This is a genomic window from Thermogladius sp., from assembly GCF_049970955.1.
Taxonomy (GTDB): Archaea; Thermoproteota; Thermoprotei_A; order Sulfolobales; family Desulfurococcaceae; genus Thermogladius.
Genome location: NZ_JBMFLY010000114.1, coordinates 1 through 1,803, shown reverse-complemented (window position 1 = coordinate 1,803; position 1,803 = coordinate 1). Strand labels below are relative to the sequence as shown.

The 1,803-nt window shown below is 56.5% G+C and carries 1 protein-coding gene; it reads left to right on the top strand.

The window, feature by feature from the left end; translation table 11 throughout:
- Positions 1–61: 61 nt before the first annotated feature.
- On the top strand, positions 62–1,803 hold a 1,742-nt coding region (ade, locus tag ACP5VX_RS07165; protein ID WP_428725193.1), incomplete at its 3' end, for an adenine deaminase.

Below are 1,803 nucleotides of genomic sequence, written 5' to 3'. Positions count from 1 at the left end.
GTTATCTATATTATTCTACACGGGTTTTTAAAGCTCAGTTGAATGCGGTGGTGCGTCGTTCTTGGCGCAGAGCCTCATCGAGTACTTTGAGGCGGCCGCTGGTAAGAGGAGGCCGACCCTCCTCCTGAAGAACGCGCGTGTTGTCGACGTGTTTACCGGTTCCGTTGTCGAGGGAAACCTCGAGATCTACAAGGACAGGGTCATCGGGTTGACTAAGAAAGTTAGAGAGGCCGATTTGGTACTAGACGTTAAAGGATACTACCTCTTACCCGGCTTCATAGACTCCCACATCCACATAGAGAGCACACTACTCGTCCCACAGCAGCTAGCACGCCTCCTCCTACCGCACGGGGTCACCACTCTCATGGCAGACCCCCACGAGATAGCCAACGTCCTCGGGGTAAGGGGTGTCAGGCTACTAGTGGAGATGAGTAAGATGGCGAAGATCAGGGTATTCGTACAAGTCCCATCAAGGGTCCCCACAGCACCAGGCCTAGAGACCACGGGTGCTGCCCTAGAGGACAGAGACGTGGAGGAGTTGCTCAGAGAAGACTCTGCCGTCTCGCTTGGCGAGCTGAACTACCAGAACGTACTGAGAGACCCGGGCTACCTAAGGAGAGTCGAGGCGGCTAGGAGGCTCGGGAAGAGGTCTAATGGTCACATGGCTGGAGTAGTTGAGGAAGACTTAGTTAATGCGCTGGCGTCAGCTGGGCTAACAGACGACCACGAGGTCGTGAACGGCGACGAGGCCTTTGTTAAGCTGGTCAGGGGTGTAGCGGTCATGGTGAGGGAGGGTAGTAGCGAGAGGAACCTCGCCGACGTGGTCAAGGGTTTGATGGGCAGGCTCAGGGACCACCGTCTCCTGATGTTCTGCACTGACGATAAGCACCCAACGGACATCTTGAGAGAGGGGCACATCGACTATAATATACGAAAGTCTATTGAGGAGGGTCTAGACCCCATCGTGGCAGTTCAGATGGCGACTATAAACCCAGCCATGTACTTCAGGCTAGACCACTTAGTAGGCTCTCTGGCGCCAGGCCGTAAGGCGGACGTGGTGGTCGTAGACAGCCTCGAGAAGCTGGGCATTAGGACCGTTGTCTTCGACGGCGAGGTCGTCTACCACGAGGGTAGACTCATGTTCGAGGTCCCGCGAGTGGAGATACCCGAGTGGGCGAGGAACACCGTGAGAGTCAACCCGGCTCTAAAGGCGGGCGACCTTGTGGTAAAAGTCGGCTCAGAGAGTGGAAAGGCCCTGGTTCGGGTGATAGAGGTGACTCCCGGGCAGATCCTAAAGAAGGAGCTGAGGGAGTGGCTTGAGGTCAGAAGCGGAGTAGTGGTTGGGGACGTAGGGCGCGACATCATCCACATAGCAGTTGTAGAGAGGCACAAGGGGTTGCCCAATGTAGGCAAGGGGTTTGTGAAGGGCTTCGGCCTGAAGAAGGGAGCGATAGGATCAAGCGTGTCGCACGACCACCACAATATAGTGGTGGTCGGCGTAGACCCCTCAGACATGTACGTCGCCGTGAGGAGGCTGAGCGAGATAGGTGGGGGCTTCGTCGCCGTAATGGACGGCGAGATATTGGCGGAGCTTCCTCTCGAGTTCGCGGGGTTGATGTCGACAAGGAGCTACGAGGAGGTAGTGGAGAGGTTAAACAGGCTTGAGTACATGGCGAGGCACGTTCTGGGGTCGGGCCTCTCCAGCCCGTTTATGCAATTAGAGTTTGTCTCGCTACCGTCTGTCCCCGAGATCGGGATCACGGACAGGGGTCTAGTTGTAGACTACAAGCTGGTCGACCCGGT